The following is an 18,229-nucleotide window of genomic DNA, read 5'->3' as shown; positions in this document are numbered from 1 at the left end:
TGATTTCAGTGGGCTGCCGGGTGGCTGGGAAAGTTGATGGATTCCCAGCTGTGCGCGTCGATTTGGCCGTGCTTGGCACGGTTGTACGTGAGTGTGGTCGCGGGTTCTGGGGTGACTTGCAGGTCTTCGCGCAAGCGTGTCGTGCATATGTCGTACCAGCGGTGAACCTGATTGAGCTGTCCGAGCTGAGCATGCGTGTACATCAGCATGCGATAGCTCTCCTCGCGATATGGCTCGATTTCAAGAAGCCGACGACAATAGCGCATCACTGAGAGTGGATCGTCTTCCACGAGACTATTTTCGGCCAACCGCTGGAGAATGTAGAGGTATCGACTTCGGAGCCATTCTCTGTGGACATTGGCCCATTCCATGGGAGAGCCCGCCAGGAAGTCCCCTCCGTACAGTTCCGCGGCCGTCCGGTAGTGTTGGCTCGCCTCGCGATGGGCGCCGGCCGACTCGGCGCGATGCCCTTGGTCGACCAGGTCATCGAAGGCCTCGGAGTCCACCCAGACTCCCCTGGCCTGCAGGGTGTAGCCGGTTTCGCGAGTCACCAGGCGCAGCGACGGTGAGCTTGTCTCCCCGGACGAGTCTTGGCAGTTAGCCAGAATTCTGCGCAGGGTGTGCACCGCCACTTTGAGTGAACTCGAATTCGCCGACCAGTAGGATCCCGGCCACAGTGACTCGTGGAGCGTTTCCCGCGAGAGCACTCGCCCCTGGTGCAGTAAGAGGAACTGGAGGAGGTCGCGGGCCTTGCCCGCCCTCCATCGCTGGACCGGATTCCCGTGAATGGTCAGTTCGAAAGTTCCGAGTGTGTAGACCGATATCGCGTGATCCATCAAGTGACTCCTCAACCGACGCGGACATTCGGCCAGGATGTCCCTGTAGTGACCAAGCGTAAAATCGTGAGGACCATACGAGTTGGTGACTGAATTGATCTTACGTATGTGGCCATGTCAATGCAAGGGTCACTTCTATTGTGAGTGACCTGGTGGTGGCGGACCTGGTCGGACGCGCACGAGGCTGTGCATCTGCTTGCCGTGTCCGCACTGGTGGAAGGCCGGGACCGGTGCGGACGGACCCGGGCCCGAGCCACGGCCAGTCGGTACTCCAGCGGGGCCTGCAGAGCGGCGAGTTCGGCGCGCTCCCGAGGGTGGAGCACGGCCGCCAGTTCCGCCGCGTCTTCGGGAGACGGCAGGGCTTCCACGTCGGCGCCGACCGGATCGATGCAAGGGAACCGAGGACGTAATGACGAACAGACCGAACAGCGTGATCGGCAACAGCCCGTCCGGACGCAGCAGCCACGCAGGATCCTCCCGCAACTGCCGCCAGTGGACGGTCCAGTTCGCGATGACGTCCAGTACCTTCACACCCCTCGACAACCAGACACCCTCAGACGCACAAGTCCCACGAGGACGACGACCAGCGGATCGAGGACCACAAAGCTGACGCAGAACACCTGCCAGCGGCTGCCCGCCCCCATCGCTCTCGCACTCGCCCCCCGGAGCATCAGGCCGGCCTATGCAGCCCGCCCACGTCAGTGACGGGGGGATCACCTCGCACCGCGAGATATCTACCTCGCAGCGGCGTCGGCGCACTGCAACACAGCCGGTGGCTGGTATCGCGACTGCCGAGTCCGCAGACGGCCAGCTCAATCACCACACGGATCAGGCCCGGCCGTGGCGGGACTGCTGCTGCTCGCCAGCCTCCCTCAGATGCTTGCCGTCACGACGGTGTTCTCCCTGCTCGCCGCACTGCTTGCCCTGCGCACCCTGCGCTCCCGCCTCATCCGCCGTTCAAGCTCTCGGCCGTTCTGCGCCTTCGCCCGCCTGAGCACCGACCCCACCCTGCATACCTGACCCGGCTAGGCTCCCAGCCTGTGGAGAACCTCATGCCCACCGCCGCCCTCGGATCGCACCGCGCTACCGGTCGCACCATTCATAGCGGCGCGGAGCACTTGTTCTGCAGCTGTCGTATTCCTGGCGCGTTCGAGGCTGCGGCCCTGCCAGGGAGCGGAACGTGGGTGCTGGCTCCTGACAGCCGGCCCGGTCCGTCGAGCCCGCGTATCTCCTGACCGACCTGTGCCTACAGTGCAGAGGCAGCTGATGAACACTCACGGGCATGATGGAGACGAGGTCGGCGTTTCGATGCAGGTAGCAGTCGAGCCCCCCGATATGTCAGAAGAAGCCCGCTTGGCTGCCTATAGCGCTGTTTCCACCTGGCTCGCCCTGCGAAGCGATCACCGACTGGCCGAGCTCGTGGACGCCGCCGTGCCGCTTGGCTCCGGTATCGGTGGGAAGTCCGCGTTGATGGAGGTCGACGGAAGGTCGGTCTTCGTGAAACGCGTGCCGCTTACGGACGTGGAGCGGTTGCCGGAGCACGAGCGGTCCACGGCCAACCTGTTCGGACTTCCCACCTACTGCCAGTACGGTGTTGGCGGGCCCGGTTTTGGTGCGTGGCGGGAGCTCGTTGTTCACATCATGACGACGAACTGGGTGCTCGGAGGCCAGCGCCAAGGTTTTCCGATGATGTACCACTGGCGCGTGCTGCCGGACACGGCCTCGCTTTCCAAAGAATTCGCAGACGTGGAACGGGTCGTCGCCTATTGGGGAGGCCGGTCGGAGGTGCGCCGTCGCATCGAGGCCCTTCAGCAGTCCTCTGCGAGCCTCGTGCTGTTCCTGGAGTACATTCCTCAGACGCTCCACGAGTGGCTCACCGGTCAGGTGCAGGCTGATGAAGAATGCGCTGACCGCGCCCTCTCCATGGTGGAGCGCGAACTGGATGCCGGCACGGCCTTCATGAACGCTCGCGGGCTCCTGCACTTCGACGCCCATTTTCAGAACATCCTGACGGACGGCCAACGCCTCTACTTCGCGGACTACGGCCTGGCCCTTTCCTCTCGATTCGATCTGTCGCCGTCCGAGACACGATTTTTCAAACTGCACCGGACCTACGATCGCTGCTACACGGTCAGCTGGCTGGTGAACTGGCTGATCACTGCTCTCTACGGATACGAGCGGAATGAACGCGTGGCACTCATTCACGCATGTGCCGATGGAGAGAAACCGCCGGGCGGATCGCCAGAGGCCAGGGCGATCCTCTCCCGCCATGCACCGCTCGCCGCAGTGCTGACGGACTTCTACCTCAAGATTCAGGAAGAGAGCAGGGAGAGTCAGTACCCGTTGCAGGCGATCCACAGGGTCCTCGAAGCGGACAGGTCGCCGGGGACGAGGCGGCACCGGACTCGGCCCGACGCTGGTTGGAGTGGGCGAGGGAATATGTAAAGTCCATAGACCCCTTGAGCGGGCTTCCAGGGATGCCTCACACACGTGAACCCACGTCGGAGGAGCTTGAGCCGCACCTCAGGGGATGGAACCCCCACGAACCGGGACGGCGTGGCTGAGGGTGGGGGCGCAGTGGGCCCGGGCCAGGCCGGGGCCTACTTCAGGGCCAGCGTGATGCTGACCGTCCCCTCGTAGGCGCCGGACGCGATGGCCTCCGGAGCGGACGGGCCGATTTCCAGCGGCATGGAGATGGACGCGCCGGGCAGGGCTCCGTCGAACAGGTCATCCGCGGCGAGGATGGTTCTTTTCTCGGACAGCTCGCAACCGTTGAGGAGCACTCGCAGCGGCGCGGCCGTGGCAGCCTTCTTGACCGCGAGCGGTGCCAGCTTCGGGCGATCGGCCGGCCGTACAGCGATGCCCTGGTCCGCGCTGCTGGAGAAGACGCGCACCCGCTCGTGGTAGGCGAGGCCAAACTCGGAGTCGAGGCTGGCCTGGTCCGGCAGCGCACTGGCATCCGACAGGAGAGGCGTTCTCCAGCGCACGCGGCTGCGACGGCATCCGCCAGGCACCATCCGCGCCCTGCGACTCGACCGCGAACCGCGCAGCCCTCCCGAGACAGCGCCGCCTCTCCGGCAACCTCCGCCGCCCCTTCCACCGTGAGCGGTTCGTGGCCCTCCACGAGAACACCCGAAGACCTCAACACCCCCCACCTCTTCCATAAACGCGCCCTGACGGCGCACCTCATGGCCGGCCCACATCACCACATCCCATTTTCGCGGCGTGATCCGCGGTCCTGCTTCGATGCCTACGTGGCAAGGTCCTTCTCGAAAAGCGCCGGACGCCACACGTCGAGCCAGAACGTGGGATGGGGCTGACTCGATTTCAATGGTGCTGCTCGCCCCTCGGAGCCGCACGGAACTGGCTCACCGAGGCACAACGCGAGCGTCTCGGTGAACTCGGCGTGAGGGCCGCCGTGCGATCCCGCAGCACCGTGGCGAAGACAGCTGCGTCGTCCGCTCCGGGCCGGGATGGGGTGCGCGCCGGGTCGCAGAGGCCACCAAGCGTGGCGTGCACCCGGACACCGTTCCACTGTGGAGGACTGAGGAGGCGTGTACGACGCGGGCGTGCTGCTGCGGCAGGCCTCTTTTCGGGAGCCGCAAGGATCGACGGCTCGAAGAATTGTCCTCCAATTTTTCGGGGTGATCTGAAGGGAGCGGCGGATCAGGGGGCGCCATGCGTTAGCGTGGCAAGCGTTGATGGCGAGCCCCCGTGCTGGTTCGTGCTGACTTTTGAGGCGCAGTAGGGGTAAACGTGCAGGTCAGGGCGATTTCATGAGGTTCCTGCACACCTCCGACTGGCATCTGGGCCGGAGCTTTCACCGGGTGAACCTGCTCGGCGCTCAGGCCGCCTTCATCGACCACCTCGTCGAGACCGTACGGGAGCACGAGGTCGACGCCGTCCTCGTCGCCGGTGACGTGTACGACCGTGCCGTGCCCCCGCTGCCCGCCGTCGAGCTGTACGACCGGGCCCTGCACCGGCTCGCCGACCTCGGTGTACCGACCGTGATGATCTCCGGGAACCACGACTCCGCCCGTCGCCTCGGTGTCGGGGCAGGGCTGATCGGGCGGGCCGGGATCCACCTCAGGACCGACCCCGCCGGGTGCGCCGACCCCGTGGTGCTGGCCGACGTACACGGTGACGTGGCGCTGTACGGGCTGCCGTACCTGGAGCCGGCACTCGTCAAGGACGAGTTCGGTGCCGCGAAGGTGAGCCACGAGGCCGTTCTGGGCGCGGCCATGGACCGGATCCGGGCGGACCTCGCCGGCCGGGCGCCCGGGACCCGCTCCATCGTCCTCGCCCATGCCTTCGTCACCGGCGGGCAGGCCAGCGACAGCGAGCGCGACATCACCGTCGGTGGGGTCGAGGCCGTGCCGGCCTCCGTCTTCGACGGGGTCGACTACGCCGCCCTCGGCCACCTCCACGGCTGCCAGACGATCAACGAACGGGTCCGCTACTCCGGTTCCCCGCTCGCCTACTCCTTCTCCGAAGCCGATCAGCGCAAGAGCATGTGGCTCGTGGAGATGGGGGAGGGCGGGGAGATCGTGAGTGCCGAGCGGGTCGACACCCCCGTGCCGCGTGGGCTGGCCCGGGTGCGGGGGCCGCTGGAGGAGCTGCTTTCCGAGGGCGCGTACGCCCGGTACGAGGACTCCTGGCTGGAGGCCACCCTCACCGACCCCGTGCGGCCCGAGGACCCCATGGCGCGGCTCGCCGCCCGCTTCCCGCACACCCTCAGCCTCGCCTTCGACCCCGAGGGCCGCACCGAGGACGCGGGCGGGTCCTACGCGCAGCGCCTCAAGGGCCGCAGCGACCGGGAGATCGCCGAGGACTTCGTCGCCCACGTGCGCGGGGGCGGCGGCTACTCCGACGAGGCCGAGCGGTCCGTGCTCCAGGGCGCCTTCGACGAGGTCCGGGCCGAGGACAGCCGGCAGGAGACCCACCGATGAGGCTGCACCGGCTCCGCATCACCGCCTTCGGGCCCTTCGCCGAACCCCAGGAGATCGACTTCGACGCCCTCTCCGGCGCCGGGATCTTCCTGCTGCACGGTCCCACCGGCGCGGGCAAGACCTCCGTCCTGGACGCCGTCTGCTACGCCCTCTACGGTTCCGTCCCGGGCTCCCGGCAGGCCACCGGCACCAGCCTGCGCAGTGACCACGCGGCCTCGGACACCCCGACCGAGATCACCCTCGAACTCACCGCGGGCGGCCGGCGCCTGGAGATCACCCGGCGCCCCGAACAGGACCGGCCCAAGAAGCGCGGCACCGGGACGACGAAGGACAAGGCGCAGAGCCGGCTGCGCGAGTACGACGGGGAGAAGTGGGACGCCCTGAGCCGCTCCCATCAGGAGATCGGCGAGGAGATCGAGCAGCTGCTCGGCATGAGCCGCGAGCAGTTCTGCCAGGTCGTGCTGTTGCCGCAGGGGGAGTTCGCGCGCTTCCTGCGGGCCGACGAGGTGGCGCGCGGCCGGCTGCTGGGCCGGCTCTTCGACACCCGCCGCTTCGCCGCCGTGGAAACCCTGCTCGGCGAGCGCCGCCGTGCCGCCGAGGCCAAGGTCCGCGCCGGCGACGAGCAGGTGCTGCACACCGCCCAGCGGCTCGCCCAGGCCGCCGGCGACGCCGCCGACCTGCGCGCCTGGCCGCTGCCCCGGCACCAGCCGGGCGACCCCGGGCTGGCCGGGGCGATCCGCGCCTGGGCCGCCGTCGTGCGCTGCTCCGCCCGGGAGCGGCTCACCGTCGCCGAGTACGCCCTCGCCGCCGTCGAGGGGCGCTACCACGCCGCCCGGCGGGCCGCCGAGGAGGCGCGGGAGCTCGACCGGCTGCAACGCCGGCACGCGGAGACCAGCCGTCGGGCGGCGCTGCTCGCCGAGGCCGGTCCGGAGCGGGAGCGGGTGCGCGCCCTCCTCGACCGGGCCCGGCGCGGAGCCCTGGTCGCCCCCGCCCTGGAGCTGCGCGGAGCCGCCGCCGGCGCCCACATGGCCGCCGCGCACGCGGAGTCGGTGGCCCGGGCGGAGCTGCCGCCGCAGCTCGCCGAGGCGGGGACCGAGCAGCTGGCCGCGGTCGAGCAGAGGCTGCGGGGCGACCTGGGAGCACTCGGAGCCGCCCGCCGCTCCGAGCAGCGCAGCGCCGAGATCGGCCGTGAACGGGCCGACCTGGAACGGGAGTCCCGCGCCGCCGAGGAGCAGCAGCAGGAGACCGCCGAGTGGCTGGGCCGCTGGGAGGACACCCGGACCGAGCTGGCCGGGCGCGCGGACGACGCCCAGCAGGCCGCGACCCTGGCCGAGCAGCTCGCCGGCAAACTGGAGCCCGCCAGGCTGCACCTGCACGCCGCCCGGCGGCGCGACGCCCTCGACGAGGACGCGGAGCGGGCCTCCGGCGAACTGCTCACCGCACGGGAGGAGTCGGCCGGCGCCCGGGAGCACTGGCTGGAGCTCAAGGAGACCCGGCTGCGCGGGATCGCCGCGGAGCTCGCCGCCGCCCTGGTGGCGGGCGAGCCCTGCACCGTGTGCGGGGCCGCGGAGCACCCCGCTCCCGCCCGGCCCGCCCCCGGTCACGTCGACCGGGCCGCGGAGGAGGCGGCGCACGCCCGCTTCGAGGGAGCCGAGGAGCGCAGAGCCGCGGTCGAGCGCAGGCTGGCCGCCGTACGGGAGGCCCGCGCCGAGGCCGCGGCCGCCGCGGGGGAGGCCACCACCGCCGAGCTCCTGGAACTCACCTCCGGGCTGAGCTCCCGTCACGCCGAGGCGCACGCCGCGGCCGCCGGACTGCACACCGCCCGCGAACGGCTGGCCCGCGCGGAGCGGGAGCACGCCGTGCGCAGCGCCGAGCGGAGCGAAGCCGAGGCCCGGGCCGCGGCGCGGGCTTCGCGCCGCGAGGCCCTGGACCGGGAGCAGGCCTCGCTGGAAGCGGAGCTGGCCCTCGTACGGGACGGCGCGCCCAGCGTGGCGGCCCGCGCCGGAGTCCTGGAGGACAGGGTCCGCATGGTCACGGCGGCTGCCGTCTCGCTGCGCCGGGCCGAAACCACCGCCGCCCGGCTGAAGGAGGCCGACGACCAGCTCGCCGACGCCGCCTTCAAGGCCGGCTTCGACACCATCGAGGAGGCGGCCGACGCCGTGCTCCCCGAGTACGAACGCAGCGCGCTCCAACGCCGCACGGACGCCTGGCAGGCGGAGGAGGCCATGCTGGCCGACCGCCTCGGCGAGGCCGACACCGCCGCGGCGGCGGCCCTGCCTCCGGCCGCGCCGGAGGCGGCCGAGGCGTACGCGGCACAGGCCGCCGCGAAGCTTCGTACGGCCGGGTCCGCCGTGGACGCGGCCCGGGTCCGGTGCCGGGACCTCGACGGGCTCTCCCTCCAGGCGGAGCGGGAGCTGCGCTCCCTGGGACCGCTGCGCGAGGCCTACGAACGGGTGGCCCGGCTCGCCGGACTCACCGCGGGCACCTCCGCGGACAACGAGCGCAAGATGCGGCTGGAGGCCTACGTGCTCGCGGCCCGGCTGGAGCAGGTCGCCGCCGCGGCCACGGTACGGCTGCTGCGCATGTCGGGCGGCCGCTACACCCTGCTGCACTCCGACGCCAGGGCGAGCGGACGGGGGCGTTCAGGGCTCGGGCTGCACGTGGTCGACGCCTGGACCGGCAGCGAGCGGGACACCGCCACGCTGTCCGGCGGCGAGACCTTCTTCGCCTCGCTCGCGCTCGCGCTGGGCCTGGCCGACGTGGTGACCGACGAGGCGGGCGGCATGCGGCTCGACACTCTCTTCATCGACGAGGGTTTCGGCAGCCTCGACGACCAGGCGCTGGACGAGGTGCTCGACGTGCTGGACTCGCTGCGCGAACGTGACCGCAGCGTCGGCATCGTGAGCCACGTCGCCGACCTGCGGACCCGGGTGCAGGCCCAGCTGGAGATCGTCAAGCAGCGCGGTGGCTCGGTGGTGCGGCACCGCACGGCGGGCGGAACGGGCTGAAACCCCTGCCCCCCTCCTGGGACCAGGCCCACGTGCCCGGCGCCGTCCACCTGCCGAACGCCCTCGTCGCCGAGCAGGCGGAGCGCCTCCTCGACAAGGACGTTCCCGTGGTGACGTACTGCGGGGGCCCCGCCTGCAACGGCGGAACCCGCTCGGCGCTCGCCTTGGCCCAGCTCGGCTTCCAGGTCAAGGAGATGCTCGGCGGCATCGAGTACTGGATCCGCGAGGGCTTCGAGGTCGAGACCTGGCAGGGCCGCGAACAGCGCGCCGAGGCCGACCCGCTGACCGCCCCCACGGACTCCGACGACTGCGGCTGCTGACGACCGGCCGCCGCGTGCCCGGACGGACGGGCCGGCTCCGCGAGGGAGCCGGCCCGTCCGTCCGTGGTGCGGGTCCCGGCGGTCAGAGCTTCGACAGCTCGTCCACCAGGTCGTCCAGGCCCAGCGAGCCCTGGGACAGCGCCGCCATGTGCCAGGCCTTCAGGTCGAAGGAATCGCCGTGCGCGGCACGCGCGTTGTCACGGCCCTGAAGCCAGGCGCGCTCGCCCAGCTTGTAGCCGATCGCCTGGCCCGGCATCGAGAGGTAGCGGGTGAGCTCGCTCTCGACGAAGTCGCCCGGCCGGCCGCTGTGCAGGCCGAAGAACTCCTGCGCCAGGTCGACCGTCCAGCGCTCGCCCGGGTGGAACGGCGAATCCGCCGGGATCTCCAGACCCAGGTGCATGCCGATGTCCACGATGACGCGCGTGGCGCGCATCATCTGGGCGTCCAGGTACCCGAGGCGCTGCTCGGCGTCCTTGAGGTAGCCCAGCTCGTCCATGAGCCGCTCCGCGTACAGCGCCCAGCCCTCGGCGTTGGCGCTGACGAGACCGACGCTGGCCTGGTAGCGGGAGAGCTGGTCCGCCACGTGCGTCCACTGCGCCAGCTGGAGGTGGTGGCCCGGAACGCCCTCGTGGTACCAGGTGGAGACCAGGTCGTAGACGGGGAAACGGGTCTGCCCCATCGTCGGCAGCCAGGTGCGGCCCGGACGGGAGAAGTCCTCGGACGGGTTCGTGTAGTACGGGGCCGCGGCGCCGCCCGGAGGGGCGATCCGCGACTCCACGCGCTTGACCCGCTCGGCGAGTTCGAAGTGGGTGCCGTCGAGGTTCTCGATGGCCTCGTCCATCAGGCCCTGCAGCCAGGCCTGGACCTCGTCCACGCCCTCGATGTGGGTGCCGTGCACGTCCAGGTGCGCCAGCGCCTCCCACGGACCCGCGTCGGGGAGGATCTTGGCGGCTTCGGCCTTCATCTCCGCGAGCAGCCGGTGGTACTCGGACCAGCCGTAGGCGTACGCCTCGTCCAGGTCCAGGTCGGCACCGTTGAAGTAGCGCGACCAGCGGGCGTAGCGCTCGCGGCCCACGGGGTCGGGCTTGCCCTCGACGGCGGGGGCGTACACGTCCCGCATCCAGTCGCGCAGTTCCACGACGGCGGCGGTCGCGCCCGCGGCGGCCGCGTCGAGCTCGGCGCGCAGCGCCTGGGGGCCGGTGGCGGCGAACTCCGCGAAGTAGCCGCCCTTGCCCGCGCCCTCGGCGCCCTCGCCCTCGCCCGCCCAGGCGGTGAGCTGCTCGATGAAGGTGGCGGTGGGGCGCGGGCTCCCGAACAGGCCGCGGTCCAGGCCGAGCGCGAGGCACTCGCGGTAGCCCGCGTACGCGACCGGTACGGCGCGCAGCCGCTCGGCGATCGCCGCCCAGTCCTCGTCGGTCTCGGCCGGGGTCAGGGAGAAGATCTCGCGGACCGAGTGCGCGGGGGAGTGGATGTTGCTGACCGCGCGCAGGTCCTCGTCGGCCTCGTGGACGGCGAGTTCGGCGTTGAGGCGCTCGCGCAGCAGGCGGGCGCAGCGGCGCTCGGCATCGCTGTCGGCGCCCGGCTGCCGCTCGGCGGCGTCGAGCCGTGCGAGCGTGGTGCGGGTGAGTGCGGCGGCCGCCGCGCGGCCCGCGGGGGAGAGGTCCGGGAGCTGGCCGGAGCTCGCGGCGACACCGAGATAGGTGCCCGTGATCGGGTCGATGGCGATGAGGTCGTCGACGTAGGCATCGGCGACCTGGCGGGGCAGCCGTGCGGCGCTGTCACTGGTGAGGATGTCTGACATGTGGACATCTTCGTATGCGGGACGGGTCCGCGTCATCACCAAAGATCGCCAACCTGCTGACGCAGGGGGCAGCAGAAATGGAAGACGGCCCGCGAGGCCGGCAGCGAGCGCCGCGCTCGACGAAGGGACCGATCGGCTCGCGGCGGTGCGGGCGCACCTGTACGAGGGGCAGTGCCTCCAGCCCGCGCCTCGGGCGTGAGCGACCGGCTGCTGCGCATGTCGGTCGGTCGGTCGGGCTGGAGGACGTGGACGACCTGTTGGCCGATCTGGACCGGGCGCTGGACCGGGCGCCGGACCGGGCGATGGAGTGCGTGCCCGTTCAGGAGCGGGCCGGGGCGGCCGCCGTGCAGGTCACTGCCGGCCGCGGGGCAGGCCGCGGGATTCGCCCGGGAGCTCGTACGGCAGCCGGGAGCTGACCGGGGTCGCGTCCAGCCGGGCCGTGATCACCAGGGTGCCCTCCTCGATCTGGTAGTCGAGGGGGAGGCCGAGACCGCGCATGGCGGCGACCATGCCGGTGTTCTGGGCCTGGGTGACGGCGTACACGCTGTCGCATCCGGCCTCGACGGCCATCCCGATCAGCCGGCCCAGCAGCTCGGAGCCGATGCCGCGGCGCTGCCAGTCGTCCTCGATGAGCAGCGCCACCTCGGTCTCGTCGCCGTCCCAGAGCAGGTGGCCGAGGGCGACGAGCTTGCCCGAGGCGGTGGTCGCGGCGAGGGTGCGGCCGAAGCGCGGGCTCAGCAGGTGGCCGAGGTACCGGTCGGCGTCGGCGACGGGGCCGTGGTAGCGCAGGCCGAGGGTGCGCTCGGAGCAGCGGTCGTGCATGGCGCGGGCCGCGGGCAGGTCGGAGCCGTCGGCGCGGCGGACGGTGATCTCGTTGCCCTCGGGGAGGGTCAGTACGTCGCGGCTCCGCGGCACCCGCGGTCCGAGCCGGGCGTCCAGCTCGACGAGCGCGCGGGCGCGGGCGAACTCGGTCGGGGTGAAGGGCAGGTAGGGCCGCTCGATGGTGATCGCACCGCCGGAAGGGTCGCGCAGCTTCATGACCGTGGCCTCCAGGACGCCTTCGACGGGCGCGTCGGCGCCGGCGTTGGGGCGCCCGGAGAGGGTGGTCGCCGGGATCGAGTGAATGGTGCAGCGGCCGAGCAACTGGCGCAGGGCGAGCGGCAGCTCGGCGGCGTCCAGTGCGGTGCGGGTGGCCAGCCCCAGGACGCGGGTCGGGGTGTCGACCAGGTCGTGCGCGTCGGCGCGCTCGATCCAGGTGCTGTGGCCGCCGGCGCCGGAGATGGCCCTGGTGAGGTCCGCGGAGGGCAGCTGCTGCGGGGCGCGCAGCAGGAACTCGTCCACCGTGCCGCCCTCGGGGAGCGGGTGCGTCTGCAGGGTCAGGATGTCGACCCCGCTCCGGGCGAGTGCGGTGCAGAGCGCGGCGAGGCTGCCGGGCTCGTCGCGCACGGTCGTCCGCATCCGCCACAGGGTGGAGGCCGGCGCCGTGTCCGTACCGTCGTCCGCACCGTCTGTGGCCAGGGCCGCCGCCGTTCCCGTGGCCGGGTCCGCGGGCGCGGTGTCCGTGGGCGGGGGCGCATGGCTGTGGCGGCGTGCCCACCAGGTGTGGAACGCCGCCGTGACCAGGAGCGCGACGGCCGAGGCCACGAGCAGGACCGGGCCGCGGGGGCCGTGCACCACGAGATTGGCGATGGCGTCGGCGACCGCGACGGCGCAGAAGAGAGCGGCGAGCTCGACGACGTCGCGGCGCCAGTGGTGGCGGTGGGGACGCTGGGCAGGGGCAGGAATACGCTCAGTCATGCAGACCACTGTGACGCAGGGGTGTTGCGTGATCACGAACGATCTGTGACCGACTGGTTAAGGATCCATCTGGCCGATTTCGCCCTGTTTTCCGGCTGATTTCAGATCCCGGCGCGACGGCGGGCGGCTCTCGGCGGCTCCTGCCTGCTGATCCACTTGCCGACCCGCTTGCTGCCGCCGCCTGCCGCCCCGCTTGCTGCCGCCGTCCGCCGGCCCGCCTACTGCCCCACCCGTCCGGGCTGCAGGGTCCGGGTGAAGAGTACGCCGCCTCCCTGGCGGCGCAGCCGGACGGTGAGCTCGCCGCCGTCCCCGTCGATCTCGACCTCCCCGTAGTACGGGGGGTTCTCGGACGGGGACATGTTCGCGAAGGGCGCGGACTGGACGTACGCCATCTCCGGGCCGAAGGTGGCGTCCAGCCGGCCGGAGGGGAAGCCGCCCGCGCCGATGGGTCCGGAGACGAACTCCCAGAAGGGTGCGAAGTCGGTGAAGGCGGCCCGCTCGGGCGCGTAGTGGTTCGCGGCCGTGTAGTGCACGTCGGCGGTGAGCCAGAGGGTGCCGGTGATGCGCTGGTGCTTGATGTGGCGCAGTAGTTCCGCGATCTGCAGCTCGCGTCCGAGCGGTGCGCCAGGGTCGCCCTGGGCGACGGCCTCGAAGTTCGCGGCCCCGTCGGCCACCACGATGCCCAGCGGCATGTCGGCGGCGATGACCTTCCAGGTGGCGCGGGAGCGCGACAGCTCGCGCTTGATCCAGGCCAGCTGCTCGGGGCCGAGGATGCCGATGGGGTCGTCGGTCTGGCGGCCGGGGGAGTTGGCGTCGCGGTAGGTGCGCATGTCGAGGACGAACATGTCGAGCAGCGGGCCGTAGCGCATCACCCGGTACATCCGGCCCTCGGCGCGGCCGCCGCGCAGGTCGGTGACGGGGAAGTACTCGCCGAAGGCCCGGCGGGCCCGGCCGGCGAGGGTGTCGACGTCCTTCACGGTGTAGCGGGGGTCGTCGAGGATCTGTCCCGGGTACCAGTTGTTGCGGACCTCGTGGTCGTCCCACTGGGCGAGGACCGGCACCTGGGCGTTGAAATCGCGCAGGTTGCCGTCGAGCAGGTTGTAGCGGAAGTTGCCCCGGAACTCGGCGAGGGTCTCGGCGACCTTCGCCTTCTCCTCGGTGGTCACGTTGTGCCACAGGGTTCCGTCGCGCAGCGGTACGGAGGCCTGGATCGGCCCGTCGGCGTAGATGGTGTCCCCGCTGAAGAGGAAGAAGTCGGGGTCCCGCAGGCGCATCTCGTCGAAGACGCGGTAGCCGCCGAGCTCCGGGTTGATGCCCCAGCCCTGACCGGCGAGGTCTCCGGACCACAGGAAGCGCACGTCGCGGCGGCGGGAGGCGGGGGTGGTGCGGAAGGTGCCGTGGACCGGCTCGCCGGTGCGGCGCGGATCGTCGGGGTCGGCGAGGAGCACCCGGTAGTGGATCTGCTGCCCGGGAGGGAGCTCGCGCAGGGTGGTGGTGCCCGTGAAGTCGGTGTCCGGGCCGAGCAGCGGGCCGCGGTGGCGGCGGACGGCATAGCGGAACGACTCGCTCGGGGAGGTCTCGACGTACATCCACGCGGGGCGGTCGGAACGCGTCCAGACGGTGGCCGAGTGGGCGGTGATCTCGCCGGACTGGACACCCCAGAAGGCGTTGGGGCGGCCCGAGCGGGCGAAGGCGGGCGCCGCCGCGTGGGCGGGAGTGGTCAGGGCGCCCGTCAGGGCGCTGGACAGGGCGAGGCCCACCGGGACGGCGAGGGAACCGCCGAGCAGGGAGCGTCGGGTGTGCGGCAGAGGTGCCATCGGTGCGTCTCCAGAGGCCGGCGGGGACGGGCCGGACCAGTGTGCCGCCGTACACCGGCGGCACACCGGACCGCCCGCGTCGCGCACGCGAACCATGCGTGAACACTGATGCGGACGGCTGACGCCTCGTCAAGACCTCATCGGGCGAGCCTGGTTGTGTCCAGGATGACGCGGGCGACCAGGGCCGGGTCGTCGTTCATGGGGACGTGGCCGCAGCCGGGGAGCCGGACGAGGCGGGCGCCGGGGATGGTGTGCTTCGCACGGACGCCCTGGCGGCGCAGGAGCAGTCGGTCGCGACTGCCCCAGGCGATGGTGACGGGCAGGCCCGGCAGATCCGCGGTGAACCGTACGGAGCCGCCCGCGGTCAGGGTCTGCTCGAAGCCGGAGGCATCGCGCAGGGCGAGGGTCTCGGCGACCACGGCGCCGGGCGAACGCCGGCCCGGGCGTGCGTAGATGCTGCCGGTGAGCGCGGCGCGTCCGGTGGCGCTGCGGGCGAGCCGTTCCACTGCGGAGCGGGGCAGCGCCCCGGCGCCGACGCGCATCGCGCGCAGTGCGGTGAAGGCGTAGCGGCGCTCCCCCTCCGTCCAGAACCCGGCGGGGGAGAGGGCGGTGACCGAGCGCGCCAGGCCGGCGCGCCCCATCTCCAGGGCGAGCAGCCCGCCGAGGGAGTTGCCCGCGACGTGCGGCCGCTCTATGCCGAGCGCCGTGCAGAGCGCGCTCAGTGCCGAAGCGACGGTGCCCAGATCGTACGGAACCCCGTGCGGCAGCGGCTCCGAGACGCCGAAGCCGGGCAGGTCGACGGCGATCACGTCGTACTCGGCGGCCAGGACGTCGGTCACCGGATGCCAGGCCTGGAGGTGGTGGCCGATGCCGTGCAGCAGCAGGAGCGGCTCGCCCGCACCCTTGCGCTCGTAGGCGGCGGTGGTGGTGCGGGGGCCCAGCGGCGAATCGATCGTGAAGGAGACCGTGGCGGTCATGCTGCTCCTCGTCGGGGGTCGGGCGGCTTCGGCGACCGTGTGAGACGGCTTGTCAGTAGTGTCTCCCGGCCGGTTACCGCCCGGTAGCCCCTGGGGGCGGGACTTCGGGTTCGCGGCGACTTTCGGGGTGCTCTTGGAGGCGCCCTTCGAGGTGGCTTTCGGAGTGCTCCTCGGGGTGGCTTCCGTGACGTCTTCCGTGCGCTTTCCGCGGTGCTCACGAACATCCCGTGAACAGCTTGATGCATATGACCGATCTGCCCGACAAAGTGATGAGCATTGGTCTTGACCAAGGGGGTGCGCCGTCCTATCGTCGCAGGCATAGTGCAGGAACCTTTAATAAACAAAGGCGCGGAACTCCCGCTGGAACACGGCGAGTGCGGCGATAGCAGGAGGAGTCAGGGTGGGGACCACGCAGCTCGAAACGGTGCCGGAGCCGAAGTACTTGCACCTCAAGACCGTCCTCAGTGAGGCGCTCGACCAGGACTTCGCCGTGGGCGAGGTCCTGCCGAACGAGCGCGAGCTCGCCGCCCGCTTCGGTGTCGCCCGGGCGACCCTGCGCCAGGCCCTGGAGCAGCTCGAGCTCGAAGGCCGCCTCCAGCGCCGCCGCGGCGTCGGCACCACCGTCGCCCCGCCGCGCGTGGGCGTCGACGTCGGCAGTGCGCAGCACAGCTGGCCCGGCGAGAGCGTCGACGGGTGGGAACCGGCGGACGCGGCGGAGGCCGCGCCTAGCCCCGCCATCCTGAAGCTCCTCGGGACCGCCCCCGGCGAGCTGGTGCTCGCGGTGCGCCGGACACGCGTCGAGCAGGGCCAGGTCCTCGCCGCCGAGCTGCTGTACGTGCCGGCCTCCTCGGTGCCGGGCCTCTCCGCGATCGACGCCCCGGCCGGTCCGGCGCGTGCCCGCGCCGTCATGCGCGAGCTGCAGAAGCTGGTCCTCGACGGCCAGGACCGTTCCGTGGAGCTCGGCTCCGCCCGCGCCGACGACGCGAAGGAACTGGACCGCCTGCCCGGCGCCCCGGTCCTGCTCGTCACCACCCGCTACTTCACGGTGGCGGGCACGGCGGCCGTATCGGTGGCCACCTACCGGGCGGACACCTGCCGGCTGACCTTCGGCGACACGGGTGACGTGCAGATCACCCACGACACGCGGGTCGCGTCCTGACCACTTGCTGACCGGGGCCGCCGCCACGTGGTGGCCCCGCTCGGTGGACGGGCGGGCCACCAGGCGGAGTTCCAGGAGCACGGGCGCAGCCCGGACGAGTGCTTTCAGCCCGTCCGGCGTTTGAGGGCCGGAGTCCGGGCAGAGTTCGGCCGGGGGTCCCCCCGGACGGAGTCTGGGGGGACGGGCGAAGGGCGGGTAAGGGACCTCGCCCTGCAGTGACCCATCAGCGTCGAACCGCAGCCCCGACCGGCGCCGGGCCCTGAGCGGTGGCGTGTATGCGGATCCGCAGCCGGAGGAACCGGGGTGTGGGTCGGCAGCCCGGAGGAACCGGGGTGTGGGTCGCCAGCCCGGAGGAACCGGCGGCGGCGCTGATCCCCTCCGTGCCGGCCCCGGAGGGGATCAGCGGCGGGCGGTGACCGTCTTCTCCACCGCGAACAGTTCCTCTTCCACGTGGTCCAGCGCCAGCCGCAGCGCTCCCGTGGCCACCGCCGCCTCGCCCAGCAGGGACAGCGCCACGCGCGGCGGGCGCAGGCAGTACCGCTCCAGTTCCCGGCGCAGGGGATCCAGTACCCCGTCCAGCCCGGCCGCCCAGCCGCCGACCACGACCAGCTCCGGATCCATCGCCAGGACCAGCGCGGCCACGTCGTGCACCAGCCGCTGGATGAACCGCTCCACCGCCGCCACCGACCCCACGTCTCCGCGCTTGGCCATCGCGAAGACCTCCGCCACCGCGCGCTCGTCCAGCGGGTGGAGCGGTTTGCCGTTGGTCGAGAGCAGCTTCTCGGGCGTGACCTCGCGCCCCAGCAGGTGCAGTGCGCCGATCTCCCCGGCCGCCCCGCCGAACCCGCGGTGCAGCCGGCCCCCGATCAGGGAGCCCGCCCCGGGGCTGAGCCCGGCCATCACGAAGACCATGTCGTCGGTGTCGGTCGCGGCGCCCTTCCAGTGCTCGGCGACCGCCGCGGCGTTGGCGTCGTTCTCCACCTGCACCGGGCAGCGGAACGAGCGCCGGAGCCGTTCCCCGAGCGGCAGCCCGGTCCAGCCTGGCAGGGCCGTGCCGAGGCGGACGGTGCCGTCGGCCTCCACGATCCCGGGGCTGCCGACGCCGACCGCCCGCAGGGAGTCCCGTGGTACCCCGGCGCGGCGCAGCAGGTCGGCCACCGCACCGCGGACCCGCTCGAGCCGTTCGTCGGCGGAGGCCGTCTCGGCGACCTCCTTGGTACCGGCGCCGATCACCCGGCCGTCCAGCCCGGACAGCAGCACCGCGATGCGGTGCGCGCCGATCTCCACGCCGAGCAGGTGCCCCGCCTCCGCGCGGAAGCGGAACCGTCTGGCCGGGCGTCCCTGACGCCGTGCACCCTCCTCCGCGCCCGCCTCGACGACGAGGCCCGTCCCGATGAGGCCTTCGACGACTCCCTCGACGGTGGGCCGCGAGAGTCCGGTGACCCGGGTGAGGTCAGTGAGCGTCGGCGCTTCGGCCGCGCGCAGGGCCCGCAGCACCACGGCGGAGTTGATCCGTCGCAGCAGTGAAGGGTCCCCGCCGGTCAGCTGCCCCAACGTGTGTCCTC

Annotated in this window: 12 protein-coding genes and 2 pseudogenes; 6 read left to right on the top strand and 8 right to left on the bottom strand. The window is 71.8% G+C overall.

Annotated elements, in window-relative coordinates; genetic code table 11:
• Positions 1 to 5: 5 nt before the first annotated feature.
• Entirely contained in the window at positions 6 to 836 is an 831-nt protein-coding gene (locus ACFWBW_RS14280) for a BTAD domain-containing putative transcriptional regulator (RefSeq protein ID WP_385371910.1), read from the bottom strand.
• An 876-nt stretch (positions 837 to 1,712) separates the two neighbouring features.
• On the opposite strand from ACFWBW_RS14280, the gene ACFWBW_RS14275 reads away from it, so the two are divergent.
• On the top strand, positions 1,713 to 1,856 hold the full coding sequence (locus ACFWBW_RS14275; protein ID WP_385371907.1) for a hypothetical protein: 144 nt from the start codon (positions 1,713 to 1,715) through the stop codon (positions 1,854 to 1,856).
• Between the two features lie 315 nt (positions 1,857 to 2,171).
• Positions 2,172 to 3,281 carry a protein kinase family protein gene (locus ACFWBW_RS14270; RefSeq protein WP_385372000.1) on the top strand — a complete coding sequence of 370 codons (1,110 nt, stop codon included), beginning with the start codon at positions 2,172 to 2,174 and terminating at the stop codon, positions 3,279 to 3,281.
• Between the two features lie 155 nt (positions 3,282 to 3,436).
• Here ACFWBW_RS14270 and ACFWBW_RS14265 read toward each other — a convergent pair whose 3' ends face one another.
• Positions 3,437 to 3,823, bottom strand: coding sequence for a CS1 type fimbrial major subunit (locus ACFWBW_RS14265; protein ID WP_385371904.1), 387 nt, complete (start codon positions 3,821 to 3,823; stop codon positions 3,437 to 3,439).
• A 789-nt stretch (positions 3,824 to 4,612) separates the two neighbouring features.
• Between ACFWBW_RS14265 and ACFWBW_RS14260 the strand changes: the two genes are divergently transcribed.
• The 3 genes and pseudogenes from ACFWBW_RS14260 to ACFWBW_RS14250 form a co-directional block, all read left to right on the top strand.
• Positions 4,613 to 5,785: an exonuclease SbcCD subunit D gene (locus ACFWBW_RS14260; RefSeq protein ID WP_385371901.1), complete on the top strand. Its 1,173-nt coding sequence runs from the start codon at positions 4,613 to 4,615 to the stop codon at positions 5,783 to 5,785.
• Positions 5,782 to 8,793: an AAA family ATPase gene (locus ACFWBW_RS14255; protein ID WP_385371898.1), complete on the top strand. Its 3,012-nt coding sequence runs from the start codon at positions 5,782 to 5,784 to the stop codon at positions 8,791 to 8,793. The genes ACFWBW_RS14260 and ACFWBW_RS14255 overlap by 4 nt, the downstream gene beginning before the upstream one ends.
• Before the next feature lie 14 nt (positions 8,794 to 8,807).
• Positions 8,808 to 9,113: pseudogene (locus ACFWBW_RS14250) on the top strand (rhodanese-like domain-containing protein); the annotation flags it as partial.
• Positions 9,114 to 9,195: 82 nt separating this feature from the next.
• On the opposite strand, the gene ACFWBW_RS14245 reads toward ACFWBW_RS14250, so the two are convergent.
• The 5 genes and pseudogenes from ACFWBW_RS14245 to ACFWBW_RS14225 form a co-directional block, all read right to left on the bottom strand.
• Entirely contained in the window at positions 9,196 to 10,914 is a 1,719-nt protein-coding gene (locus ACFWBW_RS14245; RefSeq protein ID WP_385371895.1) for a DUF885 domain-containing protein, read from the bottom strand.
• 65 nt (positions 10,915 to 10,979) lie between these two features.
• Positions 10,980 to 11,101: pseudogene (locus ACFWBW_RS14240) on the bottom strand (Lrp/AsnC family transcriptional regulator); the annotation flags it as partial.
• A gap of 164 nt (positions 11,102 to 11,265) precedes the next feature.
• On the bottom strand, positions 11,266 to 12,711 hold the full coding sequence (locus tag ACFWBW_RS14235; protein WP_385371892.1) for a GNAT family N-acetyltransferase: 1,446 nt from the start codon (positions 12,709 to 12,711) through the stop codon (positions 11,266 to 11,268).
• A gap of 218 nt (positions 12,712 to 12,929) precedes the next feature.
• Positions 12,930 to 14,528: an alkaline phosphatase D family protein gene (locus tag ACFWBW_RS14230; RefSeq protein ID WP_385371889.1), complete on the bottom strand. Its 1,599-nt coding sequence runs from the start codon at positions 14,526 to 14,528 to the stop codon at positions 12,930 to 12,932.
• Between the two features lie 137 nt (positions 14,529 to 14,665).
• On the bottom strand, positions 14,666 to 15,505 hold the full coding sequence (locus tag ACFWBW_RS14225; protein WP_385371886.1) for an alpha/beta fold hydrolase: 840 nt from the start codon (positions 15,503 to 15,505) through the stop codon (positions 14,666 to 14,668).
• Between the two features lie 400 nt (positions 15,506 to 15,905).
• Between ACFWBW_RS14225 and ACFWBW_RS14220 the strand changes: the two genes are divergently transcribed.
• On the top strand, positions 15,906 to 16,664 hold the full coding sequence (locus ACFWBW_RS14220; protein ID WP_385371883.1) for a GntR family transcriptional regulator: 759 nt from the start codon (positions 15,906 to 15,908) through the stop codon (positions 16,662 to 16,664).
• 399 nt (positions 16,665 to 17,063) lie between these two features.
• Here ACFWBW_RS14220 and ACFWBW_RS14215 read toward each other — a convergent pair whose 3' ends face one another.
• A complete protein-coding gene (locus ACFWBW_RS14215; protein WP_385371880.1) occupies positions 17,064 to 18,218 on the bottom strand; it encodes an ROK family transcriptional regulator in 1,155 nt (384 codons plus the stop codon).
• Positions 18,219 to 18,229 lie beyond the last annotated feature (11 nt).

This window comes from Streptomyces sp. NPDC059957 (assembly GCF_042730015.1).
Classification (GTDB): domain Bacteria; phylum Actinomycetota; class Actinomycetes; order Streptomycetales; family Streptomycetaceae; genus Streptomyces.
Note: the sequence above shows the minus strand (reverse complement) of the source record. Positions and strands in the feature narration are given on the sequence as shown.

Excerpts from the sequence above, each read along its gene's own strand:
- ACFWBW_RS14280 (WP_385371910.1), bottom strand. The coding sequence starts at position 836 with ATGGATCACGCGATATCGGTCTACACACTCGGAACTTTCGAACTGACC.
- ACFWBW_RS14275 (WP_385371907.1), top strand. The coding sequence starts at position 1,713 with ATGCTTGCCGTCACGACGGTGTTCTCCCTGCTCGCCGCACTGCTTGCC.
- ACFWBW_RS14270 (WP_385372000.1), top strand. The coding sequence starts at position 2,172 with ATGTCAGAAGAAGCCCGCTTGGCTGCCTATAGCGCTGTTTCCACCTGG.
- ACFWBW_RS14260 (WP_385371901.1), top strand. The coding sequence starts at position 4,613 with ATGAGGTTCCTGCACACCTCCGACTGGCATCTGGGCCGGAGCTTTCAC.
- ACFWBW_RS14255 (WP_385371898.1), top strand. The coding sequence starts at position 5,782 with ATGAGGCTGCACCGGCTCCGCATCACCGCCTTCGGGCCCTTCGCCGAA.
- ACFWBW_RS14245 (WP_385371895.1), bottom strand. The coding sequence starts at position 10,914 with ATGTCAGACATCCTCACCAGTGACAGCGCCGCACGGCTGCCCCGCCAG.
- ACFWBW_RS14235 (WP_385371892.1), bottom strand. The coding sequence starts at position 12,711 with ATGACTGAGCGTATTCCTGCCCCTGCCCAGCGTCCCCACCGCCACCAC.
- ACFWBW_RS14230 (WP_385371889.1), bottom strand. The coding sequence starts at position 14,528 with ATGGCACCTCTGCCGCACACCCGACGCTCCCTGCTCGGCGGTTCCCTC.
- ACFWBW_RS14225 (WP_385371886.1), bottom strand. The coding sequence starts at position 15,505 with ATGACCGCCACGGTCTCCTTCACGATCGATTCGCCGCTGGGCCCCCGC.